This window comes from Arthrobacter sp. fls2-241-R2A-172 (assembly GCF_030208885.1).
Classification (GTDB): Bacteria; Actinomycetota; Actinomycetes; order Actinomycetales; family Micrococcaceae; genus Arthrobacter.
This window is the reverse complement of sequence record NZ_JARVTB010000013.1, coordinates 112,650-134,264: the sequence shown is the minus strand read 5'-3', so window position 1 is coordinate 134,264 and position 21,615 is coordinate 112,650. Positions and strand designations below refer to the sequence as shown.

Annotated in this window: 19 protein-coding genes; 10 read left to right on the top strand and 9 right to left on the bottom strand. The window is 63.5% G+C overall.

Features of this window, described 5'->3' with window-relative positions:
• Positions 1 to 266 precede the first annotated feature (266 nt).
• Positions 267 to 536, top strand: coding sequence for a YunG family protein (locus QRM57_RS17935; protein WP_257369498.1), 270 nt, complete (start codon positions 267 to 269; stop codon positions 534 to 536).
• A gap of 173 nt (positions 537 to 709) precedes the next feature.
• On the opposite strand, the gene QRM57_RS17930 is transcribed toward QRM57_RS17935, so the two are convergent.
• Positions 710 to 1,747 carry an Lrp/AsnC family transcriptional regulator gene (locus tag QRM57_RS17930; RefSeq protein WP_284987573.1) on the bottom strand — a complete coding sequence of 346 codons (1,038 nt, stop codon included), beginning with the start codon at positions 1,745 to 1,747 and terminating at the stop codon, positions 710 to 712.
• Between the two features lie 139 nt (positions 1,748 to 1,886).
• Here QRM57_RS17930 and QRM57_RS17925 point away from each other — a divergent pair, with 139 nt between their 5' ends.
• Positions 1,887 to 3,104, top strand: a complete 1,218-nt coding sequence (locus tag QRM57_RS17925; RefSeq protein ID WP_284987572.1) for a M20 metallopeptidase family protein — start codon at positions 1,887 to 1,889, stop codon at positions 3,102 to 3,104.
• Positions 3,105 to 3,136: 32 nt separating this feature from the next.
• Positions 3,137 to 4,429 carry an MFS transporter gene (locus tag QRM57_RS17920; protein WP_235517757.1) on the top strand — a complete coding sequence of 431 codons (1,293 nt, stop codon included), beginning with the start codon at positions 3,137 to 3,139 and terminating at the stop codon, positions 4,427 to 4,429.
• Between the two features lie 72 nt (positions 4,430 to 4,501).
• Here QRM57_RS17920 and QRM57_RS17915 read toward each other — a convergent pair whose 3' ends face one another.
• Together QRM57_RS17915 and QRM57_RS17910 are read right to left on the bottom strand one after the other, a co-directional pair.
• Positions 4,502 to 5,779 carry a CynX/NimT family MFS transporter gene (locus QRM57_RS17915; protein WP_284987571.1) on the bottom strand — a complete coding sequence of 426 codons (1,278 nt, stop codon included), beginning with the start codon at positions 5,777 to 5,779 and terminating at the stop codon, positions 4,502 to 4,504.
• Between the two features lie 70 nt (positions 5,780 to 5,849).
• Positions 5,850 to 6,365: a pyridoxamine 5'-phosphate oxidase family protein gene (locus tag QRM57_RS17910; protein ID WP_284987570.1), complete on the bottom strand. Its 516-nt coding sequence runs from the start codon at positions 6,363 to 6,365 to the stop codon at positions 5,850 to 5,852.
• A 220-nt stretch (positions 6,366 to 6,585) separates the two neighbouring features.
• Between QRM57_RS17910 and trmB the strand changes: the two genes are divergently transcribed.
• From trmB to QRM57_RS17895, 3 genes are read left to right on the top strand one after another with little or no spacing between them, the layout of a single operon-like run.
• On the top strand, positions 6,586 to 7,491 hold the full coding sequence (gene trmB, locus QRM57_RS17905; protein ID WP_284987569.1) for a tRNA (guanosine(46)-N7)-methyltransferase TrmB: 906 nt from the start codon (positions 6,586 to 6,588) through the stop codon (positions 7,489 to 7,491).
• Between the two features lie 21 nt (positions 7,492 to 7,512).
• Positions 7,513 to 7,905 (top strand): hypothetical protein, encoded by a 393-nt coding sequence (locus QRM57_RS17900; protein ID WP_257369489.1) that lies wholly within the window; start codon positions 7,513 to 7,515, stop codon positions 7,903 to 7,905.
• A gap of 1 nt (position 7,906) precedes the next feature.
• Positions 7,907 to 8,395 (top strand): type II toxin-antitoxin system RatA family toxin, encoded by a 489-nt coding sequence (locus tag QRM57_RS17895; RefSeq protein ID WP_284987568.1) that lies wholly within the window; start codon positions 7,907 to 7,909, stop codon positions 8,393 to 8,395.
• Between the two features lie 3 nt (positions 8,396 to 8,398).
• Here the strand turns inward: QRM57_RS17895 and QRM57_RS17890 are convergent, their stop codons facing one another.
• Entirely contained in the window at positions 8,399 to 9,073 is a 675-nt protein-coding gene (locus tag QRM57_RS17890) for an anti-sigma factor family protein (RefSeq protein WP_284987567.1), read from the bottom strand.
• Positions 9,070 to 9,567: a sigma-70 family RNA polymerase sigma factor gene (locus QRM57_RS17885; RefSeq protein WP_211713707.1), complete on the bottom strand. Its 498-nt coding sequence runs from the start codon at positions 9,565 to 9,567 to the stop codon at positions 9,070 to 9,072. The genes QRM57_RS17890 and QRM57_RS17885 overlap by 4 nt, the downstream gene beginning before the upstream one ends.
• 142 nt (positions 9,568 to 9,709) lie before the next feature.
• On the opposite strand from QRM57_RS17885, the gene QRM57_RS17880 reads away from it, so the two are divergent.
• Together QRM57_RS17880 and QRM57_RS17875 are read left to right on the top strand one after the other, a co-directional pair.
• Positions 9,710 to 10,255: a COG4315 family predicted lipoprotein gene (locus QRM57_RS17880; RefSeq protein WP_284987566.1), complete on the top strand. Its 546-nt coding sequence runs from the start codon at positions 9,710 to 9,712 to the stop codon at positions 10,253 to 10,255.
• A 118-nt stretch (positions 10,256 to 10,373) separates the two neighbouring features.
• Positions 10,374 to 10,574, top strand: coding sequence for a hypothetical protein (locus QRM57_RS17875; RefSeq protein WP_257369484.1), 201 nt, complete (start codon positions 10,374 to 10,376; stop codon positions 10,572 to 10,574).
• 24 nt (positions 10,575 to 10,598) lie between these two features.
• On the opposite strand, the gene QRM57_RS17870 is transcribed toward QRM57_RS17875, so the two are convergent.
• Positions 10,599 to 11,447, bottom strand: a complete 849-nt coding sequence (locus QRM57_RS17870) for a DMP19 family protein (RefSeq protein ID WP_257369483.1) — start codon at positions 11,445 to 11,447, stop codon at positions 10,599 to 10,601.
• Positions 11,448 to 11,612: 165 nt separating this feature from the next.
• Between QRM57_RS17870 and QRM57_RS17865 the strand changes: the two genes are divergently transcribed.
• On the top strand, positions 11,613 to 15,062 hold the full coding sequence (locus tag QRM57_RS17865; RefSeq protein ID WP_284987565.1) for a DEAD/DEAH box helicase: 3,450 nt from the start codon (positions 11,613 to 11,615) through the stop codon (positions 15,060 to 15,062).
• A gap of 7 nt (positions 15,063 to 15,069) precedes the next feature.
• Here the strand turns inward: QRM57_RS17865 and QRM57_RS17860 are convergent, their stop codons facing one another.
• On the bottom strand, positions 15,070 to 16,245 hold the full coding sequence (locus QRM57_RS17860; RefSeq protein ID WP_284987564.1) for an MFS transporter: 1,176 nt from the start codon (positions 16,243 to 16,245) through the stop codon (positions 15,070 to 15,072).
• Positions 16,242 to 16,907: a GntR family transcriptional regulator gene (locus tag QRM57_RS17855; RefSeq protein ID WP_257369480.1), complete on the bottom strand. Its 666-nt coding sequence runs from the start codon at positions 16,905 to 16,907 to the stop codon at positions 16,242 to 16,244. Before QRM57_RS17855 ends, QRM57_RS17860 begins: the two co-directional genes overlap by 4 nt.
• 255 nt (positions 16,908 to 17,162) lie before the next feature.
• On the opposite strand from QRM57_RS17855, the gene QRM57_RS17850 reads away from it, so the two are divergent.
• Positions 17,163 to 20,651, top strand: coding sequence for a discoidin domain-containing protein (locus QRM57_RS17850; RefSeq protein WP_284987563.1), 3,489 nt, complete (start codon positions 17,163 to 17,165; stop codon positions 20,649 to 20,651).
• A 141-nt stretch (positions 20,652 to 20,792) separates the two neighbouring features.
• Here the strand turns inward: QRM57_RS17850 and QRM57_RS17845 are convergent, their stop codons facing one another.
• Entirely contained in the window at positions 20,793 to 21,593 is an 801-nt protein-coding gene (locus QRM57_RS17845; protein WP_257369478.1) for a GNAT family N-acetyltransferase, read from the bottom strand.
• Positions 21,594 to 21,615: the final 22 nt, after the last annotated feature.

Sequence of the window (21,615 nt, the reverse complement as noted above, 5' to 3'; positions counted from 1 at the left end):
TCCAGGATTTTCCTAATTCCAGCTTCTCTGAAGATGCGATCTTTGGCGCAGGACACTCCACCCCCGGAACCTGGGAGACAGTTCCGAAGCTGGGCAAGTACATCGCCGGGCGTTCCGTTCTGTTAGCGGCGCCGAGGGTCGAGACTGACTGCGGGACCAGATTGCCGGACCGCGGACTGGACCGAACCGTTGGCAGCAGGGTGTGCTCGCTCGGCACCCGATGAGAGATGCCTTATCGTTCAGCAGGCCCTTGGTACTCTGGCGCCATGACTCATACGTTGCTCGAGCTTGAGCGAGCATTCCGCCTATCTTGGGGCGCAGATACGACCTGCCTCGACGCAAAGGGCCTTGCGGAGTGGAACCCTGACAACCCGGCACACGGCCAGTGCGGACCCACAGCTCTCATCGTTCAAGATCTGCTCGGCGGTGATCTCCTCATCGCGGACGTCCACGGCGGCAACGAGGAGGACGAAGTCCATTACTGGAACCGATTTTCTTGCGGCCTCGAAATCGACCTCACCCGAGAGAACATCTGATTCATTCGCTTATTGAACGCCCGGTTGAGCATCCTCAAGCATGCAGCTGCCTTGATAGTTGTGGCGGGTTGGTATGGCAGCATTTAGTTATGAGCGCAGCTTGAAGTTCCAAGGCTGTGCGTGCACGCCAAACAGCGCTGCAAAAGACCGCCATTTATCGCCGAAGGTCACAGCTAAACGCCGTCCGGAAGCAGCTCTCCATACGCCGGAACCACTTCCCCGGTGGCAGTGGAGTCGGGGTTGAGCATCCAGCCGACGCGCTTTGCTGTGTTCAACATGACCACGCTTTCCACCAATTCAATGCCCGGAATGCGCTGTTGGATGATGAGCTCCAACTCCATGACATCGGCCAATGAACGCAGCCACATGATCATGGTGAAGTTGGTGCGGCCCGTGGTGGATGCCGAAAAGCGGGTGTTCCTGATGGCCCGGAGTTCCGTGGCGGCGGCTTCGTGTTCTCCCGCTGGAACGTTCGCGAACCATTGAACCGTGACAGGGAAACCGGAGAACTGCTGGGCAATTTCGCAGCGGAAGGACAGCATCCGGCTGGCCAGCACACGCCCGAGCTGTCGCTGGACGGTGGCTGGATTCCGACCCAAGGCGCGGGCGATTTCCGCCGCGGTAGCGCGTCCGTCACGTGCGAGGAACGGGATGAGGGCCAGGTGGCTTTCCGGGAGCGGGACCACGATCGCATCCTGCGCTGAGGGGTTGGCCGACTCGGGCCCCGCGAGACTCCGCAGAGCCTGTTGCTCCGCCTTGGTCAAGACGTTGAGCCGCCAGGCGTAACCGCTGGTGTGGATCCGGGTGCAGAGGGCCGTTTGGTATTTGGTGAGCCCCTGGATTTCCTTCAGCTTGGGCAGCAACAGGGTGCTGAACTGTTCCAGGTCCTGGGTGATGACGGTGAGAGTGAGGTCGCGGTTGCTGGCCGCCTCTTCCACGGTGATCACTTCGGGGAGCTGGGCAACGGCGGCCGTGACGTTGGGCCTGAGGTGCATTTCGCAGTCGATGTCCACCATGGCCAGGCACATGTCCTTCGGATCACCCATGAGGTGGGCCGTGGTCCAGGCTGCACCCGCCGCCCGTAGGCGCTCCCATCGGGCAGCCAGCGTGGTCCCGTGGACGCCGAGTACCTGACCGGCGTCGGACCAGCTGATCCGGGGCGAAATCTGGAGTGCGTTGACCAGGCGCAGGTCTTCCTCGCTGAGTTCCATGAGTCCATTATCCAGAACCAGTGCATGATTCCTGCAATTCGGTGCGATTCGGTGCATATTTTCAGATGTTTAGAAGCATGTGAACCACGTCACCACACAATGGCTTAAGGAACCCGCCCCCAAGCACACAGGAGCACAAATGACCATCGTGGCCGACGCCAAGGAAATGCAGGACGACATCGTCCGACTCCGCCATGACCTCCACCGCGAACCTGAGATCGGCCTGCATCTTCCCCGCACCCAGGAAAAGGTGCTCAAGGCGCTGGACGGACTCCCCTACGAGATTACGCTCGGCAAGGAAACGACGTCGGTCACCGCGGTTCTGCGCGGCGGCGCCGCCCACGCCTCGGCCGAGAAACCCGTAGTTCTGCTTCGGGCTGACATGGACGGGCTCCCCGTGCAGGAACGCACCGGCGTGGATTTCACGTCCCGGGTGGACGGCGCCATGCACGCCTGCGGCCACGATCTCCACACCTCCATGCTTGCCGGCGCGGCAACAATCCTCGCGGAGCGTCGCGACCAGCTGGCTGGAGATGTCATCCTCATGTTCCAGCCCGGCGAGGAGGGCTACGACGGTGCAAGCTACATGCTGAAGGAGGGCGTCCTGGACGCAGCCGGCCGTCGTGCGGACACCGCCTACGGAATGCACGTCTTCTCCTCCCTTGAACCCCATGGCCAATTCGTCACCAAGCCCGGCGTCATGCTGAGCTCCTCCGACGGCCTGGTGGTCACGGTGCTGGGCGCGGGTGGCCACGGTTCGGCCCCGCACTCGGCGAAGGACCCCGTGACCGCCGCAGCGGAAATGGTCACCGCCCTGCAGGTCATGGTCACGCGCCAGTTCAACATGTTTGATCCCGTGGTCCTGACAGTCGGTGTCCTGCAAGCGGGCACCAAGCGCAACGTCATCCCCGAGACTGCCCGCATCGAAGCAACCATCAGGACCTTCTCCGAAGCGTCCCGGCAGAAGATGATGGAAGCGGTACCCCGGCTGCTCCAGGGCATCGCCGTAGCCCACGGCTTGGAGGTGGACGTGCACTACCAGGAGGAATACCCCCTCACCATCAACAACGAGCACGAGACCACCACTGCGGAGAAGGTCATCGCCGGAATGTTCGGCGACTCCCGCCACACCCGGATGGCCACACCGCTCAGCGGCTCCGAGGATTTCTCCCGGGTTCTCGCCGAAGTTCCCGGGACATTCGTGGGGCTGAGCGCCGTTGCCCCCGGCGCCGACCACACGACGTCGCCGTTCAACCACTCGCCTTACGCAATGTTCGACGACGGCGTCCTCACCGACGGTGCCGCGCTGTACGCCGAACTCGCCGTGTCCCGCATCGCTGCCCTCGCCGGCAACTGACTCCCAGCCCCTCCCCCCACTTGGAGAATGACATGACCGCTACCGTAGGAACGACCCCCGAGGTCAAAGTCCACAAGTCCCATGTGCGAACGCTCGTCGGAACGGGCATTGGCAACGCCGTCGAATGGTACGACTGGGCCATCTACGCCACATTCTCGCCCTTCATTGCGAGCGCTTTGTTCAGCCAGGCGGACCCCACGTCAGCCGTTCTATCCACCTTGGCGATCTTCGCCGTCGGGTTCGTTGCCCGGCCGTTCGGCGGTTTCGTTTTCGGCTGGATCGGCGACCGCATTGGCCGTAAAACCTCCATGACTTTCGCGGTGGCATTGGGAGCCGTGGGCAGCCTCATGATCGGTATCGCACCGACGTTCGCAGCTGTGGGCGCGTTCGCTTCGGTGATGCTCCTGGTGGCCCGCCTCATCCAAGGCCTGGCGCACGGTGGTGAGTTGCCGTCGTCGCAAACGTATTTGTCTGAAATGGCTCCAAAGGAAAAGCGCGGCTTCTGGGCCACCCTCATCTACACCTCGGGCACGGCCGGCATCCTCGCGGGAACGTTGCTGGGCGCTATCCTCACCGCTGTCCTGAGCAAGGAAGAGATGAGTGCGTGGGGCTGGCGGATCCCGTTCCTCGTTGGTGGTGCGCTGGGTGTCTACGCCCTGGTTATGCGGGCCAAGATGAAGGAAACCGAAGCGTTCGAAGCCGAGGCCCCCAAAGAGAAGCGACTGCCGGTCTGGCCGCAGATCGTCAAGTACCGCAAGCAGGCGTTGCAGGTTATCGGCCTCACCGTTGGCCTGACGGTTGTGTACTACATCTGGGGCGTTGTGGCTCCGAGCTATGCGGCGACTTCATTGAAGATGGACCGCGGTGCGGCCCTGTGGGCGGGTGTGATCGCAAATGTTGTCTTCATCGCAGCCCTGCCGTTCTGGGGCAAACTGTCCGACCGGATCGGCCGTAAGCCCGTCATCATCGCTTCGTCCGCGGGCGCCGCATTGCTGCACTTCCCCATGACGTGGCTGCTGAAGGACTCACCATGGCAGTTGGCAGTGTCCATGTCCGTGATGTTGTTCTTCATCGCAGGCAGCGCAGCCATTGTTCCTGCTGTCTACGCGGAGCTGTTCCCGACGCACATCCGCACCATCGGCGTCGGCGTCCCGTACTCCATCTGCGTGGCCGCCTTCGGTGGCACGGCTCCATACCTGCAGACCTGGCTCGGCAGCATCGGGCAGGGTTACCTGTTCAACGTCTACGCGGTGATCCTCTTGCTGGTGGGCATCGTGTTCGCCTTCTCGATTCCGGAAACGAAGGGCAAGGACCTCACCGTCTAGGCTCTCTTTCGTTGCGAGGCCCGCTCTGCACGCTTACCCGAGGTTTTAGGACGCAGAGCGGGCCTCACAACATTAAACGAAGCGGTCGCGGCCAGCGCGGTAGCCGAAGAAGGCGGCGAGTGCCCCGATCACCAGGAAGAGGATCCCCGCTGCAGCAAAGCCGCCCGTGGCCTGGTGAAGCTGGCCCACCATCAAGGTGCCAACAGAACCTACTCCGTAGCCCACGCCCTGCATCATCCCGGACAGATTCGCTGCCGTGTGGGCGTCCCGGGTGCGGACCATGATCATGGTCAGGGCTACGGCAGTGAGGGAGCCTTGACCCAGGCCGTTGAGCCCGGTCCAGACCCAGATGAGTTCCGTCGGGCCAAAGATCGTCAACGCAAACCCGCCACCCGTCATGAGCGCCACCACCATGTTGATGATCCGTTGGTCCTTGAACCGTGTAGCCAGGGCCGGGGCAAACAGCGAGCCAAGCATCTGGAGCACGATCGACACCGACACGATCAGCCCGGCCGTTCCGCCGTCGACTCCCCGCTCACGCAGAATCGGCGCCATCCAGGCGAACACGCTGAAGGACATCATGGCCTGCAGCACCATGAACAGGGTGACCTGCCATGCCACCGCTGAACGCCAAACATTCGCACCACTGCGAACGGCCTGGTGTTTTACCGCGGGCTGGCGGATTGCCAACGGCAGGAAAAGCAAAAGGACGACGGCGGCTGGAACCGCCCAGAACCACAGTGCCGACGTCCACTGCCCCGTAGCCGCAAACACCGGATACGTGAAGCCGGCACCAAGTGCGGCGGACGCGCAGATGGCCGTTGTGTAGAGCCCACCCATCAGGCCCAGCCGGTGCGGGAAGTCCCGCTTCACTACGCCGGGAAGAAGCACGTTGCACAACGCGATGGCGGCACCGCACGCCGCCGTTCCGATCAAGAGCGTAGGGAGATGGCCCGCGGTTCCTATGTCGGCCGGACGCAGGAGCAACCCCGCGGTGAGGACAACCATGGCCCCGAGCAGCACCCGCTCCGCCCCGAACCTGCGGGCAAGGATGGGAGCCAGAGGCGCGAAGACGCCCAACAAGGTGACCGGCACGGTGGTGAGGACAACCAGCGCCCAGCCCGGAAGGCCAACGTCGGACGTAATTTCCGGAAGCACCGCAGAGAAACTCGAGAAGACCGTCCGGAGGTTCAAGCCAATGAGCACCAGGCAGATGGCCAGGTAAACCAGGCCCCTCTTGCCGCGCAACTGCGTGGGGTCAGCGGGTGGTTCTTCGTTGGTTTCGGCGTCCACCGCGATTGAAGGCGGGACTTGATCCTTGGGGTAGCCGAACTTCTGGGAGGAGGTCACACGTCCTATTCTGTCAGCCGGCGCTTACTGGGCCTCAGCTGGCAGCCATTGCCCGTGATGTGACCCGATCTCAGGGGACAACTTCCAGTCCGTGCCAGCCGCCGTCGTCGCGGGTGAACTGCCAGCGGATGTGGGGGTCGCCCGAGAGGTCCAACCAGTCCAGATCCGTCATGTCGATCCTGATCCAAGCGAAACGCTCCATTGCCGTCTCACCATCATCGGGGCCATCAGCAGGCCGATCCGGGAGGGGAGTTCCCGGAACCAGGCGGGACGCATAAAGGTGACGGCTGCTCGGGCTGAACCGCTCCCAGGCCCGGCGTCGTTCCTTCTCATCTTCGACCACCGCCGCGTCACCTCTGATGCGCAGCTGAACCCCGCGGTCGTCGTCGTATAAGGTCAGTGCCACCCGTGGCTGGTGGTCAATCTCGGCGACCTTACGGGACAGGGAATTGGTGGCCACCATGAGCCGGCCAGCGGCGCGGTCCACCTCCCGGACGATGACCGCACGGACCCGTGGTCCTCCATCCGCTCCCGTGGTGCCCAGGAAACCGAGCGTAAAAGGTGTGCGCCCTTTCGTTGCCGCCACCAGGGATCCTAGAACCCGCTCCAGCGTCTCCTCGCTTGTATTCATTGCCCTGGACAACTATGAGACGCAACGCAGCATTCACAGTTCGGGCGGATCTCCAGCATCAGGCAACTCTACCCACAGGGGCACAACTCCCCATGGCAAAACGGCGGAGCGGCGCTGGTGGTCTGATCCGGAACGCAGAGAATCCTCGCATCCGAACCAAAGTATTCTGGAAGGGATGAGTGAAACCCCAGATTCCCCGCGACCAGTCACGCCCGGCACCCAGGCTTCGTTCGGCACATACGGCGGCCGCCCGGTCAGCTTTGTGCGCCGGGGCACCCGCTTGCAGGGCCGCAGGCAGGCCGCTTGGGAAGAGCACGCCGAGCGCTGGGCCATCCAAGTGCCCCGCCACGTCGCCAACACCTCGGTCCACCCGGATTACACGTTCGACGCCGAGGCCGTGTTTGGTCGCAAGGCTCCACTGATCGTCGAGATCGGTTCCGGGTTGGGCGATGCCGTGGTCCACGCAGCCGAGCAGAACCCGGACAAGGACTTCCTTGCCGTCGAGGTCTACACGCCCGGGCTGGCCAACACCATCATCAAGATCAACAGCCGCGGGCTGACCAACGTACGCGTGGTGGAAGCCAACGCTCCCGAGGTTCTCGAGTCCATGCTTCCACCCGGGTCGGTCAGCGAACTCTGGGTGTTCTTCCCGGATCCCTGGCATAAGGCACGGCACCACAAGCGCCGCCTGATCCAGCCGGCGTTCGCGGCCGTCGCGGCCAAGGCCCTGGAAAAGGGTGGCTACTGGCGCATCGCCACGGACTGGTCCAACTATGCCGTGCACGTCCGGGAAGTCCTGGCCGATTCCAAGGAGTTTGAGAACATGCATGACGGCGAGCGCAGTGGCGAGGAAAGCCCGCTGACGCAAGTCTGGCAATCCGGCGTCGAGTCCGTGGTGGGCGGCGCGCCGGTAAGGGAAGGCCGCGCGCCGGTAAGTACCGAGCACACCGGCCCTAATGAGGGAGTCGACCAGGAAGGTGGCTGGGCTCCGCGCTTTGAGGGCCGCATCCGGACGAGCTTCGAGAACAAAGCCCACGAGGCCGGGCGCATGATCTTCGACCTCACCTACCGCAAGATCTAGCCAGGACTTATTGGGGGAACCATGAGCTACCAGCCACCGGTCGATTACTACCAGCAAACCCAACGGTCCGGTAATCGTGGCCTGGGTGCCGGCATCACCAGCATCATCTCCGCAGTCCTTTCACCCATCGCGGCGGTAGTCAGCATCCCCTTGGGCATAGCAGCCGTCGCTTCGGCGGTGAGCCGCTACAACCAGGGCAACGATGCCTGGTGGTTCGGCGCGTTGGTGCTGGCTGGTGTCGCTGTCCTGCTCGCCATCGTGGCCGTGGTCTGTGGGCTGATCGCTGTGTTCCGGGCCGGGCGAATGAACGCGGGCCGCATTACCGGCATCATCGGGCTTGCGATCATGGCGGTAAACATCTTTGGTGTGGTCTTCATGGTCTTCCTTGTGGTCGGCGCGGGGCAGGGGAACTGAGATGCCGCAGGTCCGCGCCGAGCGCCTCATCCGCTTGGATCCCGAAACAGCTTTCGCGCTCTCCCAAACCACTGGCGCCTTCCGTCTCAAGTGGGACCCGTTCATCTCGGCGCAAGGCTTCCTGGACGGCGCCACGAAGGCCGGCAAGGGCGTGCGCACCAGGACTGTGTCACGCATGGGCCTGAAAATGGTCAGCGAATACGTCTCGTACACGCCACCGCGCAACGTGGGCATGACAATGGTTGCCGGGCCTTGGTTCTTTGAGAACTTTGGTGGCGGTTGGCGGTTCACAGCGGACGACGGCGGCACCCGGGCAGTCTGGAAGTACACCTTTTCATGCCGCCCGGCGTTGCTGAAGCCAGTGGCAGAGCGGATCGGCAGCTGGCTGCTTGGCCGGGAAATCGAGCGACGCATCGAGGCGTTCGCCAAGGCCTGCGAGGATCCTGCCCTCGTGGCAGAATTCCGATCACAGGGCGCCCCGGAGCGCTGAGGCCTAAGGCACCGAAATCGATGCCACGGTCTTCTCGGTATCGTCGCGCAACTCAACACCGGCAATGCCCGCCAACTGCACCGGGGTTGCGCCGGTGATCTTGATCCGGCCGCTTGGTGTCGCTGTCCAGCCACAGGTTCGTTCCTCGGCCCCGTCCCTGCCCTTCACCCACAAATACAACGTCCCTTGGAGGGGCATGCTCCGGCCTTCCACCTCTAGCTCGGTGCCCCAAGTTTTCTTCACCATGCCCACCGTCAGCTGTAATCCGCTGTCCGACTGGACCGAGTAGCTCGCATCAGGCTTCGGTGCCTGGTTCAGCAGCGGCCCGGCAAGGAACCCAACTGCCAGGCAAGCAGCGGCGACTGCACCCACCAGAGCCGCCCACCGGCGTCGTGATTTCCGCCTGCGGACCGACAAATCGACCAGCACCTTCTCCGGAAGCGCTTCGGGCAGTGGTTCCAGCGGCGCGAGGGCGCCGGCACCCCCCGCCGCGGTGAGGGCGACAGCGTCAGCCGCGGGGACGGCGTCGAGCAAGGCGGGGAGGCTTTCCAGTTCCTCCAGCTCGTGACGGCAGTCGGCACAGTGGGCGAGGTGGTCCCGGAAGGCGGCCTCCTCCACGGGGTCGAGCCCGCCCAAAAGATAGGCGCCCAGCAATTGGTGGACGGAGTTGCCGTTCATCGTTCCACCCCCATTTCGTCAAGGATTGTTCGGAGGGCTTTCACAGCATAGAAAGCCCGGGATTTTACGGTTCCCGCCGGGATGTTCAGCTGCAGTGCTGCCTCGCTGACGGTGAACCGCTGGTAGTGCAAGGCCACCAGGACCTCGCGGTGTTCGTGGCTGAGCCGGAGCAGGGCCTCCTCCATGAGGACCCGGTTCAGCAGCTCATCGACGCGTTCGGTGGCGGCGTGGTCGGGAAGGTCGTGCTCTCCGGTTTCGGCAGGACGGCGCTGCGCCTTCCGATAATTGTCGATGATCACGTTTCGTGCCGTGCGGAAGAGGTAACTGCGGAGGCTGCCCGTGATTTGTGGGGCATGCTGCCACACCTTCAGGATGGTCTCCTGCACAACATCGTCGGCTTGGTGGGCGTCCGGTGTGCAGCTGAGCACAAAGCGCTTCAGGGCCGTGCCATGGTCGCGATAGATCGCAGCCACCACGTCCTCATCCAGCGGCATATCCACCCCTTCCCGGTTGCCCCTTCGCTCATACGACGCCTGCCGCGCAGAAACGGTTCAGTCCCCTGAACCATTCTTCCCCCATCCGCGTCGTAGGGGTTAGCGCCGACTCATCCCGGCCGGCCGAGCAAAGGAGCTAGAGATGACAACACGACTCAGCCTTGGAATCGGAGCGTTGCTGTTGAGCGCTGCACTGGCGGGGTGTGGCGGAAGTCCAGGAACCACCACGTCGTCCGCTCCCCCGCCTGCTTCGTCCGCGGCGCCGTCGTCCGCCTCCTCGGGATCAGCGTCCGCCTCCTCCATGGCCACCTCCGCGGCTGCGGAGATGAAAACCTCCTCATCCAGTGCCGGCCAGATTGTGGTGGACAGCAAAGGGATGAGCCTCTACTTCTTCACCAAGGACGTTAAGGACTCAGGTAAGAGCGCCTGCGTAGACGCTTGCCTTACTGCGTGGCCGATCTTCACCACGACGTCGGACGCGCCCGCCGTTGAAGGCGTCACGGGCAAGGTGGGAACCATCAACTCGCCGGACGGCAAGAAACAGGTAACCCTCAACGGCATGCCGCTCTACTACTACGCCAAGGACAAGGCTCCCGGTGATGTGACCGGCCAAGGTGTTGGCAGTGTCTGGTACCTGGTCAGCCCTACGGGTGAGATGGTCAAGGGCGCCGCGGCCTCCGGTTACTGAGTTTGGTGCGCCGAAAGCCGGGGAATCGTGCGAGACCGCTGGAGCCGCTCCGCGATCTCGCACCGTTCCAGCGAATTCGGGGTCCGTTAGACTGCAGGCTACTCATTGGGGAGGGAAGATGGCACAAAACGGCACCAAGAATCCGCCCAGCCCGGCGTTCCTCGTCGTGCAGGAAGTGGCCTGGGCCCTGGGTTTCACTGCGATGGTAATCAACGCCACGAACGGTGGCCTCGACTGGATCTGGGTCGGCTTACTCGCCTTCTGGCAAGCGACGATCATCTGGGGCTTCATCCAACTGAAACGAAGGCCCTCCAGCTAACCCAAAACCCAGCCGGCCAGCGGGCTATGCGTCAGCGAACTCGTCGGACTCCTCGAACTCCACGGCCGCGATGATTTCCTTCGTCTCGGGGTGGATCATGAAGGCCTCGTCGTCGTCCTCCACCATGATGTAGTCGCCGTGGTCGGTGGAGAAGTGCCAGGCGAGGGTGGTGACGCCGTCGTGCTGGTAGTTGGGGTCGCCCATGGTGATCTTTTCCAGGGCGTAGCCAGCCACGTCGCACAGCTCGCGGATGATGATCTCGAACTCGGGGGCGTTGGCGAGGGCTTCTTCCTCGGCTTCGGCCTGGCGCTCGGCAAGGTCAGGAACCTGCGCGATCCGCTCGGCGATGTGTGCCTCGATGTCCTCTTCAGAGAGGACCAGCAGTTCGGACTGGTCACGGAGGTAGGTGGCGTTGAGGTCGATGATGTCCTCCTCTTCGAGGAGGGCTTCGAACTCGCCGTCCAGTTCATCAAGGAGCGCGACAGCGGGAACCGGGGCTTCGGATTCGTCCAGTTCGCCGTCGAGGTAGGCCTCGGCTTCGTCCTCGGTCAGTGCATCGAAGGCGGCCGCAGTGCGGTTGAACAGGTCCAAGTGGCGGACCGCGCCCATTTCCGAAAGTCCTGCCCGGACGTACCCGTCCACTTCTTCACGTTCCGGTGCGGTGAAGACGTACTGGGCGAAACCGCCGGCCAGTGCCTGGGTCAGGTAGAAGTCCACGAAGTAGCTGTTGAGCGCAGCGGTGGCGATTTCGTCGCTGTTCAGGAGTTCCTGGTACATCTCGTTCACGACATTGACGTTGGAATCCACAACATCCGCATTGCCTGCTTCGAAGCTGGTCTTGTTCAGGACGACGGGGTACTCGTTGGTAGTCATGGGGAATCCTCACTGCTGAAAGCTGATGGTGCTCCGGACTCTTTCAACGTACGCGTGGGAGCTGCGCCGCAATCGAGGTTGAGGTTAACGGAGGGCGAAGTTTGGGAGCCGTTTTCTGCTGACTAAGATTGAGCAGATAACCTCCTGCCGAAAGTAGCCCGACGCATGCCGTCCCACACAGACGAAACCTGGGAACTGGCCATTCAGACTCCTGCCATCAACGACCGCTCCCTGGCGGCCGGATTGGCGTATGCCATGGGCAGCCGAGTGAGCGGGATTTCTTTCGACGCGGCTACGGGGCTCCTCCTCGGCAAGGTCCGCGGAAACGGCCCACAGCCCTATTCGACATCGGCAAAACTGGTTCGCAAACCCAGTGGCTGGAGCTGCACTGTGGGTATCTGCAGCTGCCCGGTCCGGAAGGATTGCAAGCACGTCGCAGCGTTGTTGTTCACGGCTGAGGATCACCCCACCATCCGCGCGCAGCTCCTTTCCCAGGCACCCGGCATCCAGACATCGCGCCTGGGCTCGGGCCACCAGGGCGGTACCGCCCGTCCGGCTTGGGAACAAGCCCTCAACAGGCTGATTACGAAGCCAGGCACTGCTCCGAGCGCGGCAGGCATTCAGCTCGCGCTCCAGTTCGAGGTGGAAGAGCCCGCCGCGCACTTCTCCTACACAGGCCGACGCGACCCCATGCGCAGCGTCCGCCAGCTCAAGGCCCGCCCCGTCATGATGGGCGCGAAAGGCAAATGGATCCGCGGCGACGTCTCCTGGAACAACCTCAGCTACATCAGTTTCCGGCGCGAATTCAACGAGATCCACGTCGAATGGCTGCAGACTTTCCTCGCGGCCCACGGTTCCAGCAACGGCCGCCAGCAACCGTCGGGCGCCATGTGGCTGAGCCTGAACGACTTCGCTGCCAAGAACCTGTGGACCCTCCTTTCCGACGCCGCCAAAGCCGGCATCCCACTCATCCACTCGGCTGGGAGCGAGCCCGTCCGCGTCGAGACCCAACCCGCCGTCGTCGGACTCAGCTTGGCGCGCCTGGACGCGAACGGAACCGAAAGCGCGGCGCCCGACGGCGGCCTGCAGCTTGCGCCGTCCGTCACCGTCGGCGGGGAGCCCGTTGATGCCGGAACTGTGGGATTCCTGGGCAAGCCGGCCAACGGGATTTTCTTCACGCATTCGGGCGCCACCCTGCCGGGCGTGCCGCAGCAGAATAACCTGATCACCCTGGCCCCGATCGAGGGCGATGTCAGCGATGAGCTCCTGGAGTTCGTTACCGATGGCCAAACCCTTCAGATTCCTGCTGAGGATGAGAGCCGCTTCCTGACGTCGTTCTACCCGAAGTTGCGGCAATCCACACCCGTGCAGGCCGCGGATGAGTCCGTTGAGCTGCCTACACTGGCGGTCCCCACGCTGTCCCTGCTGGCCAACTACGGCAACGACCACAAGGTCCGGCTGCACTGGGAGTGGCACTACAAGTCCGGCACCTTGGTAACCGCGCAGCCTTTGTGGCGGCACCCGGACGACCGCGGCTACCGCGACGATCCCGAGGAAGCCCGCATCCTGGAATCGCTGGGCCGTCCATGGGATGTGGTGGCTGCGTTGGCGGAGTCGGCAACGGGTGGTTGGGGTGCTCCACGGCTCGCGGCCTCTGCCGAGCTCAGCGGTTTGGACACCCTGGCATTCACCGAGGAGGTGCTGCCCGCGCTGAAGGAACTGCCCGACGTCGTGGTGGAAACCTCCGGTGACATCGCCGACTACCGTGAAGCAGCCGAAGCTCCCGTCGTTTCGATTTCCACGAAGGAGACTGCCAGCGGCGACTGGTTCGACCTCGGCATCGTGATCACGCTCGAAGGCGAACCCGTTTCCTTTGCCGCGGTGTTCTCCGCCCTCGCCGCCGGCATGAGCCGCATGCTGCTGCCCAGCGGCGCCTACTTCTCCTTGGACCTGCCCGAGCTCCACCAGTTGCGCGCCCTGATCGACGAAGCGCGCTCCCTGCAGGACAACCCGGACAACAAGGACGGCACCCTGCAGATCAGCCGCTTCCAGGCCGGGCTCTGGGACGATCTGGCGCAGCTCGGGATTGTGGACGAGCAAGCCGCGGCGTGGCGCGAAGCTGTGGGCGGATTGCTCGACGACGGCGTGACCGGGCTCCCGCTGCCGGCCAGCCTTAACGCTGAGCTGCGTCCGTATCAGCTCGAAGGATTCAACTGGCTGAGCTTCCTGTACAAGCACAGCCTCGGTGGTGTGTTGGCGGACGACATGGGCCTGGGTAAAACCGTGCAGGCGATCGCGCTGATGTGCGCGGCCAAGGACCTGGCGGCGGAGAGCGTTACTGCTGCTCAAGGGCCTTCCGCGGACGTGGCTCCCCGTGCGCCGTTCCTGGTGGTCGCACCAACAAGTGTCGTCAGCAACTGGGCTCTGGAAGCACAACGGTTCGCCCCTGGCCTGGTGGTGCGGACCGTCGGTGAAACCTTTGCCAAGAGCGGCCTGTCGCCGGTGGACGCGTTGGCGGGTGCCGACGTCGTCATTACCTCCTATGCGCTGTTCCGGATCGATTACGATGCCTACGCGTCGTTCCAGTGGGCCGGGCTGATGCTGGATGAGGCGCAGTTCGTGAAGAACCACCAGTCCAAGGCGTACCAGTGTGCACGCAAGCTGCCGGCCCGTTTCAAGCTGGCCATCACGGGCACGCCCCTGGAGAACAACCTCATGGAGTTCTGGGCCCTGACCTCGATTGTGGCGCCGGGGCTGTTCCCCAGCCCCAAACGGTTCGCCGAGAACTACCAAAAGCCGGTTGAGAAGAACGGTGACTCCGCGCAACTGGGTAAGCTCCGCCGTCGTGTGCGTCCGCTCATGATGCGTCGCACCAAAGAGCAGGTCATCAAGGACCTGCCGCCCAAGCAGGAGCAGATCCTGGAGGTCGTGCTGAACCCGCGGCACCAGAAGGTCTATCAGACCCACTTGCAGCGCGAACGGCAGAAAATTCTCGGCCTGATCGATGACGTGAACAAGAACCGCTTCACGATTTTCCAGTCGCTGACGTTGCTGCGGCAGCTGAGCCTTGACGCGTCCTTGGTGGACTCTTCACTGTCCGCCGTGCGGTCGTCCAAACTGGATGTGTTGTTCGAACAGCTGGAAGACATCATTTCCGAAGGCCACCGGACCTTGATCTTCAGCCAGTTCACCGGCTTCCTCGGCAAGGTCCGCGACCGCATGGACGCCGAGGGCATCGAGTACTGCTACCTCGACGGGTCCACCAGGAACCGCGGAGACGTGGTGAGCGAGTTCAAGAACGGCTCGGCCCCGGTGTTCCTGATCTCGTTGAAGGCCGGCGGATTTGGGCTCAACCTCACTGAGTCGGACTATGTGTTCCTGCTGGACCCGTGGTGGAACCCGGCGTCCGAGGCCCAGGCCGTGGACCGAACCCACCGTATCGGCCAGGCCCGCAACGTCATGGTCTACCGGCTGGTCGCGAAAGACACTATCGAGGAAAAGGTCATGGCCTTGAAAGCCAAGAAATCGCAGCTGTTCGCGGATGTGATGGAAGGTGACGCCCTGGCCGGTGGTTCGTTGACGGCGGAGGACTTGGCGGCGCTGTTCGCGGAATAGGTTCAGCTCAGTCGTCCAGCCGCACCCCGCGGAGCAACAGCATGGTTCCGCCAACAGCCACGGCGGATGCCAGGAACACCCCTGCCGCTCCAAGGCCCACAGCCACCACGCCGATGGCGCTGGGGAGGACCACCTGGCCCACCCTGTTTCCCGCGAGCCTCAAAGCCAGTGCCCGTCCACGTTGGCCTTCGGGCGCCTGGGCTGAGAGCCAGGACATGGTCAGTGGTTGGCCAATTCCCAGCCCGAGGCCGAGGAATGCCATAACCATAAAGAGCAGCCACAAGGGCATGGGAATGGCGGCCACGGCCAGTGCAACCGTGGAGACGGCCAGGCTCAGGATCAGCAGTTTCATGCGCCCCAGTTTTCGGGTCACGCTGCCGAGTCCCAGCCGGGAAATCATGGAGAACACCGCCCGGACGGTCAGCATCAGGCCCACGGTGGCGGCCGTGAGGCCGCGTTCGGCGCCGAGTGCAGGCAGATAGACCACGGTCAGGTCCACTACTGCCAGGACGGTGGCGCTGGTGGCCAACGCGCGGACGACGCCGGGAGTCCGGAGAAGGGCCAGTGAACTGCCCTTGGTACCCGTGCCCTTGGCTGTGCGCCTGCCCCGGCTGACCTTCGAAGAGATCACGAACGTGGTCAGGAACATCACCAAGCTCATGGCGGTCGCGAGGAGGAAGATCGCTTGCGTGTTCGGTCGAACGGAAGCACCGCCCACCACGGAGATCGCCAACGGTCCGAGGGCTTGGCCCAAGGACGCGGCGAAAGTCAGGTAACCAAACGCCGAGTCGAGCCGGGAAGCCGCAGCATTGTTGGCCACCACCGCCTGCTGACCCACCACGCAAGCCAGCTGGCCTGCGCCCAACAGCGCCGTTCCAGCCACCAGCGCGGGGACTGACGTCCCCCAAAACAACAGAAAAGCCGAACAACCCAGCACGACGGCGGCTCCGATCGCCATGAGCCGACGCTCACCAAGGCGGTCCACCAGTCCGCCGATGGGCAGGGCGAGCAGCAGGGGAAACACTGCGTAGCTGGCGGCGAGAAGGCCAAGGGCGAACCCGGGAACATCCAATTCGAGTGCGCGGTACGTGGTAGCCGGGCGGACCAGGAATGTGACGGCTTGGATGAGCGCCGAATGGACCAGGAGTGCGGTGGACGAGCGCCGTCCGAGTTCGCCGATCATTCGATGACGAGGCCGGAGGCGGAAATGACCCGCAAGGTCTCCTCCCGCGCGCCGATCACGTGGTCGAAGGCAACCTTTGCTGCCTTTTCCGCGTCCTTGGAACCGATCGCCTCGACCAGGAGCCGGTGATTGGCGAGTGCTTCGTGGCGGCGTTCGGGAGCGTTGTTGGTGAAGTACCGGTAGCGCTCAACCTGGCTGGCGATCTGGCCATGGAAGCGTTGGGCCCAGGAGTTTCCGGCGATTCTGGCGATCGCGGCGTGCAGGGCAACCCCGTACTTCATGGCTTCGTCGGGAAACTCCACCATCGCGGCATTCCGGGCGACGATTCCCTGAAGTTCTTCCAGATCTGCCGCGGTGGCATTGGCGCACGCTTCGCGGGCCATCAGGGATTCCAGGGCGGCCCGGACGTCGTACAGCTCTGAAATCACCTTCTCATCCAGCGCCGGCACCAGCACTCCCCCGGTGGGCTGCTGCTCAAGCAGGCTCTCCGAAACCAAGCGACGCATGGCCTCGCGGAGTGGAGTGCGGCTGACCTTCAGTTCAGCCGCCATGGCTGGTTCGTAGATACGCTCACCCGGTTTCAGTTCGAGGCTGAGGATCCGGCGCTTCAGCTCGCCATAGACCAAGTGAGCCCCTGTGTTGCGTGATTGTGGATCTGCCAAGTGATGCCGCCCTGCCGAGAAGAAGGTGTACTTGTATACATCTATACATGGTTGGGGAAGTGGCGGGCAATCTTGTTACCCCTCTGACCACATCCGACCAACCCCGTTCGAGCCTGTTCGAGTGCCTTGTTTACCACCCCAAGAGCCTCATAGTCTCGGCTTGCCCGGCCTTCCCCGAAGCCCGGACAGCACCCAATGAAACCCCGACGATGAGGTCCACCCATGGCGTTTTCCGCGCGAAGAATCCGACGGCCAGTGGCAGTCCTGGCGGCAGCCGTTACAGCAGCCGCGAGCCTGGCACTCATGCCCGCAACCACACTGCAAGCACACGCAGACGATGCAACAGCCGTCACCATCACCCCGAACCCCGCCACCCGCGGCGAAGCGTTCGAAGGGTGGGGAACCAGCCTGGTGTGGTTCGCGAATGCGACGGCGGGCTACTCCCCCGAGCTGCGGGAGGAGCTGTACCAGAAAGTTTTCGGGGAGGACGGACTCAACCTCAACATCGCCCGATACAACGTGGGCGGAGGCAACGCGTCAGACGTAGCCAACTACCTCAACGATGGCAGCGCTGTGGAGGGATGGTGGAAGCCGGTGGCCGAAGCGCAACCCGGCCAGCCGGCGTCGAACCTGTACAACCCGGATGGAACCGTCGACAAAGCGCAGGCCAACAAGCTCGCGTTCCTCAAGGCATGGAACCCGGACGATCCCGCGTCCTACAACCCCGACGCCGACCAGAACCAGCGCTGGTGGGTGGAACGCCTCGCCGCGGATCAGCAGATCACCCATTGGGAAGCGTTCAGCAACTCCCCGCCGTGGTTCATGACCAAGAGCGGATATGTTTCCGGCCAGGTCAACACGGCCAAGGGCGAAAATCTCCTGCCCGAAGCCGAAGCCAAGTTCGCCGCCTACATGAGGAACGCCGTCGAACTTCTCGAAAAGGGAAGCGGCATCAAGGTCAATACCATCGATCCCTTCAACGAGCCGAACTCGGGCTACTGGGGCACGGACATCAACGCCACCACCGGCAAACCGCCCACCACCTACACGCAGAAGCAGGAGGGTGCGCTGATTTACCCCGCGGCCCAGGACCGCGTGACCAAACTGCTGTCCGCTGAGCTGGAGAAGGGCACCACGGGCGCCGTCATCTCCGCGATGGACGAGACCGACCCCACCAAGTTCATGACCAACTGGAACGGGTACAGCCAGGAAGCCAAGGACGCCGTAGCGCAGCTCAACGTCCACACGTACGGCACCAATGACCGCCGCCGCGTCCGGGACCTGGCCAGCTCCACGGACAAGCCGCTGTGGATGAGCGAGGTGGGCGGATTCTGGCCGGGCAACCCTGCGCTGGGCGACTCCACCAGCGGCTGGGACCGCTCCAACATCACCAACGGCCTGGGCATCGCCAGCCGCATGGTCAACGACCTCCGTGAGCTCGACCCCAACGCCTGGGTCTTCTGGCAGCCTGTGGAGGACACGTACAAGCAGGAGAAGGCTGATAAAGGCTGGGGTTCCATTTACGTGGACTTCGACTGCAACTACGCCGGCCGGGAAGGCTACTCAAACCGCAGGATCAACGACGGCGCCACCTTGGATAACGCCAAGTGCAAGGTCCTGACCAACCAGAAGTACAACACCACCCGCAACTTCACCCACTTCATCCGGCCCGGCGACTTCCTGATCCAAAACGACAACGCCAAGACCGCCAGCGCCCTCCGTGCCGACGGCAACGGCGCCACGCTGGTCCACTTCAATGACACCCCGACGCCGGAAAAGGTCACCATTGATCTCAGCCGCTTCGGCAGCATCGCGCCGGGTGCCCAGGTCACGCCCGTGGTCACCACCAAGTCGCCGCTGGATGACATCGAGAAAAATGCGCTCGTGAAGGGTACCCCGGTTACAGTCGACGCCGCGGCGAAGTCCGCGACGCTCGAGGTTCCTGCCGCATCAGTGGTGACGTTCGTCGTCGACGGCGTCAGTGGAGTTTCGGACGACGCCGCACCGGTGCAGGACGGCCACAGCTACCACCTCAGCGGTGAAGCGAGCGGCAAGTACCTGACCGGGCGTACGGATGGATCTGCCTCGATTGAAGGACTGGGCACGGACGCTGCCGGGGTGGCTCCGCAGATGTGGACGTTCAACGCCGTGAATGGCAAGGATGGGGTCGCCAACGATCGCCGCTGGGTTGTCACGAACAAGGATGGCCGGGTGCTCACGGGCAATGGTGGCGTGCTGAACGGTAGCCAGAGCGGTGCGGCAACACTGGCTTCCCTGACATTGGACCAGGCGAAAGCCACTCCTTCTGCACAGTGGATAGTGACCACTGAAAACGGCAAGCAGTGGTCCTTGGTGAACGCCGGCGCGGCGATTGCGCTGCAGGTTTCGGGCAATCAAACGGCTGCTGGAACATCGGTGGCCCTGGCGTCGTCTACCGGAACTACGGCTACCGCTACCGCCAGCCCACATCAGGCGTGGGCCTTCACGGATATCGCTGACTTAAAGCTCTTGGGTGTTTCGCCCGTTGACTTGAGCACACTCACCGGCGTTGCGCCAACCCTCCCTTCGACAGTGACTCCGCTGTATAAGTCGGGTCCGGGCAAGCCGCTGGCCGTTACCTGGTCCGCAGTTGATCCGTCGGTCTGGCAGAAGGACGGCAAGGTAACCCTCCGCGGTTCCGGCGTTGACCCTTACGGGCAGGTTTTTGACGACGCGCTCCTCACTGTGACGGCGGGGCAGTACGTCGCCACGGATCCCGCCACCGTGACAGTTGGTGTTGGCTCTACCGTCGCTGCCGTGCAGGCTGCTGCACCTGCAACCGTCCCCGGACAGATCGGCGACGGACCTGCCCGCAACCCGATTCCTGTGGTGTGGGACTGGGCTTCCTTGTCTGACTCTGCGTTGGAATCCGTTGGTTCCGCGACCGTTCCTGGCAAGGCCGGCTCCCTGCCCGCGACACTCACCATCGTGGTAGTGAACCGGGTTCCCAGCATCAACATCTGCAAGGAGGACCCCACCACAGCCGCCACCGCCAGCTACACCGAAGGCTCGTACATCGCGAAGAACACGTGCGACGCCAATGCCTCTACGCGATGGTCCAACTGGGTGAGCGGCGGCCGGGCCGGTGACAGCCTGAATTACGCCTTTAGCCGCGACTACACCGTTTCCTCCGTGACCGTCACGTCTGCGGAGAAAGCGGCGCAGAGCCTTAAGGTCCAGTACCAGGACGCGACCGGAGCGTGGAAGGACACCTCCGCGGGAACCATCACCGGCCTGTCCACTTCTTCACCAGCGACGGTTCGTTTCGACCCCGTCACCACCCGTGGGATCCGGGTGTCGTTTGTGACCACGGCTTCGTACACGAAGATCGCAGAGGTAGCCATCGCCGGATCCCGCTTGGCGGACAGCAGCCTTGCCGACCTCGGCCGCCTGCTGGTGAACCAGGCATCCGTAGTGGGCTTCGCTCCGGCGACCACCGACTACCGGGTGTTGTCGACGTCGGCGACTCCCGCCGTCGTCGGCTACCCGCTGGACACGAACGCAAAGGTGACGGTTCAGCAGGCAACGGCGGAAAGCCCGACGGCGGTAATCACCGTGACAGCGCCCGACGGCACCACGAAGGAGTATCGCGTGAGTGTGTCCACCGGCAAGGACGCGTGCAAGAACGATGGGTGGAAGACGAGTCCGTCACCCGTATTCAAGAACCAGGGGCAGTGCGTGAGCTTCTTCGCGGCTGGTAAGTAGTGGATTCTTGAGCCAGCGAGGCCCCTCCGGATGTGGATCCTGGGGGGCCTTGCTGTGTCGTTACCGAAGCGGGACGAGCGCGCGCAAATGAACAGCGCATGGAACAAGGTAATTCCTTGGCCCTCAAAGCCGTCTGAGCCTTCAGCCACGCACCCAACGGTACGGCGTCGTCGTCGAAACTTTGAGCAGCCCGGAGCGCTCCAGGATTGGCCTCGAGAATTCGGTGGAGTCGCTGTGGATGAGTGTCTTTCCCAGCTCAAGGGCGGCCTGAGCGCGGCGGGCGGTCAATGCCCGGTAAATCCCCCGGCCGCGCCACTCCTCCCTTGTGGCACCACCCCAGATCCCGGCGAAGCTTGTGCCGGGCACTGGCTCCAGGCGTCCGGCGCTGACCATCCGGCCCTCCGCTTCGGCCACCCACAGTTGCATCCCGTCACCCAGCGAGAGCCGTCGCAGCAAGGCCTCAGCCATCTCATCCGACACCGGTTCGCCAAAGACTTCATCCTGCATCGCGCTCATGGCCCGAACGTCCGGCTCGTCCCTGACTTGCCGCAGCGTCACGCCGTCGGGAAGTGGCACGGCTGTGTTCAGAGCCTTCGCTTCACCGATCATGATCGACTCCGGCTCGTCCTGGGCGAAGCCGTTCTCAATGAGCGCCTCGTGCAAACCCGGAGCGTGATCGTGCCCGCGGGATTTCCATTCCACCCTGGTGATCTCAGGTTCAGCACGGAAGTAGGCGCCTGCCTCAGCGACGAGCCGCTTCACGGTCGGCGCGTCCGCATCATCCAGATCCCTGTACGTGACGAACCCGCGACCCTTCATGAAGGTCACCAAGCGCAGGGGGCCATACTGGGTCACTTTGAGGGCACTTGGGGTCTCAGCGTCGGTGCGAAGGTCCTGGTCATAGGCCGCGAGGAAGCGTGCCCGATCATCGGTTTGGCTCATCCAGCGAGCCTACTGCAGACCC